This is a genomic window from Stenotrophomonas sp. GD03794 (assembly GCF_029842145.1).
Lineage (GTDB): Bacteria > Pseudomonadota > Gammaproteobacteria > Xanthomonadales > Xanthomonadaceae > Stenotrophomonas > Stenotrophomonas riyadhensis.
The window spans coordinates 137,929-145,845 of sequence record NZ_JAOCFV010000007.1 but is presented as its reverse complement, the minus strand read 5'-3'; the positions used below and the strand labels follow the sequence as shown (position 1 = coordinate 145,845).

General features: G+C 62.3%; 8 protein-coding genes. 6 read left to right on the top strand and 2 right to left on the bottom strand.

Going from position 1 to position 7,917, the window contains the following annotated elements; all coding sequences use genetic code 11:
- The 6 genes from N5D91_RS06475 to N5D91_RS06450 all read left to right on the top strand — a co-directional run.
- Window positions 1-273 (top strand): hypothetical protein (locus tag N5D91_RS06475; RefSeq protein ID WP_279907094.1); only part of this gene is annotated, 273 nt, incomplete at its 5' end.
- Between the two features lie 58 nt (window positions 274-331).
- Window positions 332-1,006, top strand: coding sequence for a hypothetical protein (locus tag N5D91_RS06470; protein WP_180854228.1), 675 nt, complete (start codon window positions 332-334; stop codon window positions 1,004-1,006).
- A complete protein-coding gene (locus N5D91_RS06465; RefSeq protein ID WP_049447473.1) occupies window positions 1,000-2,013 on the top strand; it encodes a hypothetical protein in 1,014 nt (337 codons plus the stop codon). The genes N5D91_RS06470 and N5D91_RS06465 overlap by 7 nt, the downstream gene beginning before the upstream one ends.
- Complete coding sequence (locus N5D91_RS06460; protein ID WP_180854229.1) at window positions 2,007-3,023, top strand: TraB/GumN family protein; 1,017 nt, start codon at window positions 2,007-2,009, stop codon at window positions 3,021-3,023. The genes N5D91_RS06465 and N5D91_RS06460 overlap by 7 nt, the downstream gene beginning before the upstream one ends.
- Window positions 3,024-3,341: 318 nt before the next feature.
- Window positions 3,342-3,611 (top strand): hypothetical protein, encoded by a 270-nt coding sequence (locus N5D91_RS06455; protein ID WP_110713349.1) that lies wholly within the window; start codon window positions 3,342-3,344, stop codon window positions 3,609-3,611.
- A gap of 51 nt (window positions 3,612-3,662) precedes the next feature.
- Entirely contained in the window at window positions 3,663-5,420 is a 1,758-nt protein-coding gene (locus N5D91_RS06450; protein WP_180846435.1) for an ABC transporter transmembrane domain-containing protein, read from the top strand.
- Between the two features lie 117 nt (window positions 5,421-5,537).
- Here the strand turns inward: N5D91_RS06450 and sucD are convergent, their stop codons facing one another.
- Both sucD and sucC read right to left on the bottom strand, forming a co-directional pair.
- Window positions 5,538-6,413 (bottom strand): succinate--CoA ligase subunit alpha, encoded by an 876-nt coding sequence (gene sucD / locus N5D91_RS06445; protein ID WP_005410793.1) that lies wholly within the window; start codon window positions 6,411-6,413, stop codon window positions 5,538-5,540.
- 20 nt (window positions 6,414-6,433) lie between these two features.
- A complete protein-coding gene (gene sucC / locus N5D91_RS06440) occupies window positions 6,434-7,603 on the bottom strand; it encodes an ADP-forming succinate--CoA ligase subunit beta (protein WP_004154430.1) in 1,170 nt (389 codons plus the stop codon).
- Window positions 7,604-7,917 lie beyond the last annotated feature (314 nt).

The following is a 7,917-nucleotide window of genomic DNA, read 5'->3' as shown; positions in this document are numbered from 1 at the left end:
AAAAGGAATTTGGACGTTGTGTCCAGATTGGCCGGCCAATTCGGTCCGGCTATTGATCGCTGTATCCAATTGGAATGGAGAATCAGGATGAGTTCTATGGCATTGGATGTCGCAGGCTTTGAAGCTGGGATGCTGCAGAGGGCCGAAGACGCAACGTCGATTGGCACCGCATTTGAAGTGGTGAGGAATGGTGCGGTAGCACTGTTCTGCTCGGACTGTTGCGGCAGCAACGGCAATGACTGCGTGCCGGAAATCGACCCGGGCATCAACTGACGCAGATCGAGGGCGAAGGCGGTTGCCTTCGCCCTCTTCATTATCGAGAGCACATTCCATGGATGGATTCAACGCACCGGAGGAGTTCGAGCGGAGCCTCCATGCCTATGCAGGCAGTGACCACGCTGGCACCAACGCGCTTGCGCTGGTCCTGCCATCCACGCGTGCAGTCTTGACCAGAAGCAGCCAGCTCGCAGATGCAGGGCGCCTACGCGTTGTGTGTAACGAGAACAGCCCTGGGTTGAGCGCAAGCGGCATGGTTCGGCTGGCGCAGTCCGGCCAGCGACCAGCACTCGTCATTTTCTCGGACCAGCTTGTCTCAGCACACGAAGCAACCCTGCTGATTCGGACCTCGCGCGAGGACATCTACGTCTCGCCGCTCGAAATGATCCTCAATCAGCGCTACGGCTATGCACTGTCGTTCTGGGGCATACAGGGCTATTCCACGATCGAGGCCCATTCGGCCGACAGCAGCGCGATCCTGCACGGGATCATCGACCATCTTCACCAGTGCAGCAGCCTGGGGGATCAATGGTTGCTGCGCGAACAACAGTCACTGCGCAGGCCGGCGATCAGGACATACAACGCGCGCAGAAAGATCAGGATGTTCCGATCCGCACTGCTGGCACAGTACCAACCCGACAGTATCGATGCCGAACTCGACGCCTTGATGGAAGCGATCGATACGCTTGAAGGCGATGTCGTTGATCGACAGGGAAAGCTTGCATGCTGATTCCGCAATTGTTGACTCAACTTGCCCGTCCCTTGCGCCGCCTTGATCGGCGGATTGCCTGGATCGAGTCGATCATCAAGACCCCTCTGACCGACGACGACGAGCACTACCTGCGTGTTGCCTGCGCCGAATCGGGAAACACGAGATTTGGCGAATACTACTACTGGTACCTGCAGAAGCTGTTCGTTGCCAACGTTCTGCGGCGTGGGAACCGGACCGAGTTCCTGTCCCTGCTCAGTCGCGCCGACCGAACGGACTACAGCGCATTCGATGAACTGGCACGTACGCCACGCGGGCTTCTGATCGCAGTGCCGCACCATGCCCACTACATTCTGTCGATCATCATGCTGGCGGAGCGTTTACGGCACGAGCGGAAAACCTTCCTGTTCTATGGAAACCCGGAAACCCATCCAGGCAACGAAATCTTCGACAGGCTCAACGGCTGGTTCTGGAACGAGGACAACGGTGTTGGTTTCGTCCATGACACCCGCAAAGGCCTGGCAACAGCCATCCGTGAACTGAGGGCAGGCGCAGCCGTCTTCATCCTGCCGGACGTTTTCAAGGACGAGAACGCCACGTACCCCATCAGCTTCTGCAAGCGCTCGATGAGCATCATGCTCGGCACCGCCGCATTGTCCCGCAGAACCGATGCGCTGATCGTCCCGATGATCTCCACCCCCGTCGCGTCGGGCCTGGGCTTCAGGAGCGTTTTCGCACCGCCGTGCGCTGAGCCGGCACCTGCAGCACAGGGCCAGTCCGAACGCAGGCTGCTTGCAGACGACTACCGCGTCATGCGCGGGCTCTTCGCCTTCTATGAACACCACATGCAGCACCAGCTGATCTACTGGCAGAACGTACGGCAACACATCGCCCAGAACGGCCCTCATCTTGAGGTGCCGAGGTCCGATGTGGCGCGCGTGGCCGGGCTGCTGGCCCGCGACCCCGACATGCTCGCCCCTACCGCAGTAATTGACCTGAGAAGAGACGCAACGGCACCCACATGCTGAAACAGAAATCACGTCTTGTGCTCCTCATTGCATTGGCGCTTTCCGCGGCGGGCATCAACTGCGCCGCCGCAGTAGATGCCACCGAGCCCCCATTGCGCACCCTTGATACCGTCGTGGTGTCCGGGGTTGCGCCGGGTCCCGGACTCTGGAGAGTCTCGCGTGGCGAGCACACACTCTGGATCCTGGGCACGCTCAAGCCGGTGCCATCCTCGATCACATGGGATTCGGCAGCGGTGCGAGAGGTGATTGCCGAGGCTCAAGCCGTGCTGTGGGAGCCATCCTTCACCGTAGACGTCGACACCGGCTGGCTCGGCAAGCTGTCGCTTGGCTACAGCTACATGAAGGCACAGAACAATCCTGGCAATGCGCAACTCAAAGACATCCTGGCACCGGATGTATACGCGCGCTGGCAGAATCTGCGCGACACGTACCTCGCTGGCCGCAGCAACCTCGAAGGCAAGCGCCCGCTTGCCGCGGCGGACGAGCTGATGTCGGCGGTGATGGCCCAGCGTGGCCTGAGCAGCAAGGGGGTGGTCGCTCCCGTCATCGTCGCCGAAGTGAAGGCGCGCGGCATCGGACTGCACACACCTCGATATACGCTCAAGCTCTCGCGCCAGAACGCCGCGCAGATGCTCAAGGCAGTCAGGTCAACGTCGATCGACGACAGCGCCTGCCTGGTGGCAACCATGGATCTTGTCGAATCCGGCATGGATCGCCTGGTAACCAACGCAAATGCATGGTCTACGGGCGAGACCGCCCGGATCGACGTATCCCTGACCTCGAAACGGGATGAACTTTGCACGGACTCGCTCAGCAACGCGCCCGCAGCCCGTGCTTTTGGCATGCCCGACATCCGCACGGTCGTAAGGGAGAAATGGCTTGCGGCCGCAGACAAGGCACTGCAGACCAACACGACGACGCTCGCGGTGCTTCCCATCGCCGACCTGTCCGGCAACGACGGATACATCGATGCGCTGCGCCAGCGCGGATACGAGGTCGAGTCACCTTGAACGCCCTCCCGCAGTGACCGACCGATGTCGCCTCGAGTGGATCGACTATCGGCGCTTTTCCTGGCATCGGCAGCACAACTGACCTTGCTGATCCTGCTGTGCCAGGTCGCCGGCAGGTCACCTGTAAACGCCGGGGATGATGAAACGAGGGTATCGCTCGTGTTCATCGAGCGCCCTCTCGCGCGGGCGCCCGTTCCCGCTGCCATGCCCCGGGCATTGGGAGGGACCGGCAGGACTGCTGGCCCGGCGCTGCCAGTTGCATCTGCGGCGCCCCGCAGGCCCACGCTGGACGTGGTCGATGAAGCACCTGGACCTGCGATGGCTGTTGCCCCCGCACCGCTCGACCTTGCCATTCGTCCAGATGATATCTCGTTCAAGCGCCCCTCCCTGACAAGACCGGCCCAGGCCGCCTTTCCGGCGCGCGAGCCCACATTGCAGGTGAGCGTCGAAGACAACTCATGGATGGGAAGGTATGCACGCATGGGGCGGAGGATGGCGTGCGCAGAACTGCGGCAGGCGCTTGCATCAAACCCCGGCAGTGCCGAGGCCATCATCAGGACGATGGAGCAGCGCAAGTGCATGAACTAGCCATCGCCATGGTGCTTGCTCCAGCAACTGGAACTGACAGGAGCGCCGGGTGTGAATAAAGCCCTCGAGAAGGCCATGCCGGTGGCACGTACCCTCCGGCTGCTGGCGAGTCTTTCGCGCAACCACCTGCCACTCCTGGCGGGTGCACTGACCAGCATCGTGGTTGCAACCACGTTCGCCCTTGCCGTTCCCATCGCCGCAAGGGGCAACCGCGGCCTGGACCTGAACAGCCTGGAGAAGATCGACAACATCTTCCTGACACTTGCCTTGATCTCAGTGGCGATTGGCGTGGCCACGGCAATGCGGGTCTACTTCATCAATCGCCTCGCTGACGAAGTCACCAATGACCTGCGGGGGCAGCTGTTCTCACGATTGCTCGTCCAGCCGCTGGAATTCCATCAGCAGCAGCCATCAACGGAACTGCTTTCACGATTGACCTCGGATATCGAGCACCTGCGGATAGCCATCGGGGTCAGCTTCTCTGTGGCAATACGCAGCGGAATCATGCTGGCCGGTGCGGTCACCATGTTGTTCATTACCGACCCTGGCCTGGCGCTGCTGACGATCGCCGCCATCCCGTTTGCATCGGTTCCCATCGCCGTGGGCTCCAAGCACCTGCGGGCCAGCGCGCGCGACTACAATGATCTGCTTGCGCAATCGCGCGTCGTTGCGGCGGAAGCGCTGGGCCATATCAGGGCGGTGAAGGATTTCGCCCGCGAACCCTTCGAGACAGAGCGCCATGCGGCGACGCTCGATGCCAGCGTCAGCGGAGCTCGTCGGCGCACGACCTGGCAGTCTGTGCTGACGGCATTGTCATTGATCGTCATGCTGCTGGGCATCACCGCTGTGTTATGGACAGGCACCCACAAGGTCATGGACCGGACGCTCTCGGCGGGCCAGCTGGGACAGTTCGCCATGTATGCCGTGATGTGCGGCATGGCCGCCGCCGCGCTTCTGGACACATGGGGCGCGCTGCAGCGCTCCGCCGGAGCGACTGATCGCATCACCGCATTTGGTGACCTGCCACACCATGAGGCGCAGGAAACCAGGCTGGTGCAGGCTCTGCAGGGATGCATCCGATTCGAGAATGTCGATTTCTGGTATGCCGCTGCGCCCGACAGGCCCGTCCTGCGACGCTTGAACCTGGACATTGCGAAGGGGGAAAAGGTCGCCATCGTGGGCGCATCCGGCGCGGGCAAGAGTACGCTGCTGTCGCTGCTTCTGCGCCTGCATCCCGTGCGGGCGGGCGCCATCTTCATCGACGGCCACGATATCTCCACGTTCCAGCCTGCAAGCATCCGCAACGCTATCGGCACGATCTCGCAGGCGCCGGCGATTTTCGGCCGATCCGTGCTTGAGAACATCCGATACGGCAAGCTCGATGCTACCGACGAGGATGTCAGGAACGCAGCAGTGTCTTCAGGCGCAGATGCCTTCATCAATGAATTGCCCGCTGGCTACGATGAGCCCTTGGGCGAACGCGGAGCCCGATTGTCAGGCGGCCAGCAGCAACGGGTAGCCATTGCGCGCGCACTGTTGAAGCGGGCCGATATCCTGCTGCTCGACGAGCCGACATCGGCGCTCGATTCACACGCCGAACAGGCGGTACATGACCATGTTTTCGGAACGGGCACGGGGCCGACCACGCTCATCGTCGCACACCGGTTGCAGACCATTCTTGCCGCCGATCGAATCGTACTCATCGATGAAGGTGCGGTCGCCGCCACCGGGTCGCACGAAGAACTGCTGATCCGCAGCGCTCGATACCGCGACCTGATCAGGCCGCAGATGCAGGCCATGGTCGAATAATGGCCACCATAGCGTGCCACCCGCAGAACAGGAAAGGCCGCCCGGAGGCGGCCTTTCTGTTTCAAGCAGCCGGCCAGCGGCCGGCTCTACAGAATCGTCTGCCGGAGGCAGTCGATCTTATTTCACCAGCTTGGCGATGGCAGCGCCCAGGTCGCCCGGCGAGCGGACGGTGACAACACCGGCAGCTTCCATCGCGGCGAACTTGCCTTCAGCAGTGCCCTTGCCGCCCGAGGCGATCGCACCGGCGTGGCCCATGCGCTTGCCGGCCGGAGCCGACGCACCGGCGATGAAGCCGACGACCGGCTTCTTCACGTGGTTCTTGATGTACTCGGCGCCGGCTTCTTCAGCGTCGCCGCCGATTTCGCCAACCATGATGATGCCTTCGGTCTGCGGGTCTTCGTTGAACAGCTTCAGGCAGTCGACGAAGTTCAGGCCGTTGATCGGGTCACCGCCGATGCCGATGCAGGTGGACTGGCCCAGGCCGACTTCAGTGGTCTGCTTGACCGCTTCATAGGTCAGGGTGCCCGAACGCGACACGATGCCGATCTTGCCCGGCTGGTGGATGTGGCCCGGCATGATGCCGATCTTGCACTCACCCGGGGTGATGACGCCCGGGCAGTTCGGCCCGATCAGCACGGTGTCCGGATGCGAGCGGGTCAGCACGTTCTTGACGCGCAGCATGTCCAGCACCGGGATGCCTTCGGTGATGCAGACGATGACCTTGATGCCGGCAGCAGCGGCTTCCAGGATCGCGTCGGCCGCGTACGGCGGCGGCACGTAGATGACCGAAGCGTTGGCGCCGGTGCTCTGCACGGCGTCGGCAACGGTGTTGAAGACCGGCAGGTCGATATGGGTGGTGCCACCCTTGCCCGGGGTCACGCCGCCAACAACCTGGGTGCCGTACTCGATCATCTGAGTGGCGTGGAAGGTGCCCTGCTGGCCGGTGAAGCCCTGCACGATCACCTTGGTGTTCTTGTTAATCAAAACAGACATGGGAATTCCTTGGTGTCGGATCAGGCAGCGTTCTTGACAGCTTCAACGATCTTCTTGGCGCCATCGTTGATGTTGTCAGCCGGGATGATGGCCATGCCACTGTCGCGCAGCAGCTGCTTGCCTTCTTCCACGTTGGTGCCTTCCAGGCGCACCACGACCGGAACCTTGACGCCCACTTCCTTCACGGCGGCGATGATGCCTTCGGCAATCATGTCGCAGCGGACGATGCCGCCGAAGATGTTGACGAAGATGCCTTCAACCTTGTCCGAGGACAGGATCAGCTTGAACGCTTCGATGACGCGCTGCTTGTTGGCACCGCCGCCCACGTCCAGGAAGTTCGCCGGCTCGCCGCCGTTGAGCTTGATGACGTCCATGGTGGCCATGGCCAGGCCGGCGCCGTTCACCATGCAGCCGATGTTGCCGTCCATGGTGACGTAGTTGATGTCCAGCTCCGAAGCGATCACTTCGGTCGGATCTTCCTGGGTCTTGTCGCGCATGGCGACCAGGGCCTTCTGGCGGAACGCGGCGTTGTCGTCGCTGTCGAACTTGCCGTCCAGCGCGTACAGGTTGCCGTCATCCAGGATGGCCAGCGGGTTGATTTCAACCAGCGCCAGGTCCTTTTCGTTGAACAGGCGGTACAGGTTCACCATGATGCTGGCGAACTGGCCGGCCTGCTTGGCGGTCAGGCCCAGCTTGAAGCCGAAATCACGGCCGTGGTAACCCTGCACGCCTTCGACGAAGTCGACGTTCAGCGAGTGGATCAGCTCCGGGGTTTCAGCCGCGACCTGCTCGATCTCCACGCCGCCTTCCGAAGAAGCGATGTAGGTGATGGTCTTGGTGCCACGGTCGACCAGCACCGACAGGTACAGTTCCTTGACGATTTCACCGGCAGTGGTCACCAGCACCAGGTTGACCGGCAGTTCAACGCCAGCGGTCTGGTAGGTGGCCATCTTGGTGCCGAGCATCTTGGCCGCAGCGGCCTTCACGTCGTCGGTGGTCTTGCAGAACTTGACGCCGCCAGCCTTGCCGCGGCCGCCAGCGTGGATCTGCGCCTTGACCATCCAGGGGCCCTGGCCCAGGGAGTTGGCAGCGGCAACAGCTTCGTCCGGGGTCGCAGCGACCTTGCCGGCCGGGACCGGGATGCCGTACTCGGCAAGCAGTTGTTTTGACTGGTATTCGTGGAAATTCATGCGTCACCGTGGGAATAGGAACGACCGCACGCAATTCCTCAGGGCCCCGGCGGGGCGCCGGCATGGACCGCGGCGGGCCCACTATTGTGGCCGAGCCGGCGCCGGGGCGCAAAGAAGTCTGTACAAAACGCCAGACCCGGCCAGATTTCCACCGTCATTCAGGCAGTTGCGTCGAGGCCGCCGTTGCCCACCGGTATCCATGGCGGGCCAAATGCGCGATCCAGGGCGCTCCGGCGGCACCTGTGCGGGGGCCCTATACTGGTCAACCAGGGTGTGTAGAGTCGGGGGTGCTCGACGGCTTCCACCGCGGGCCA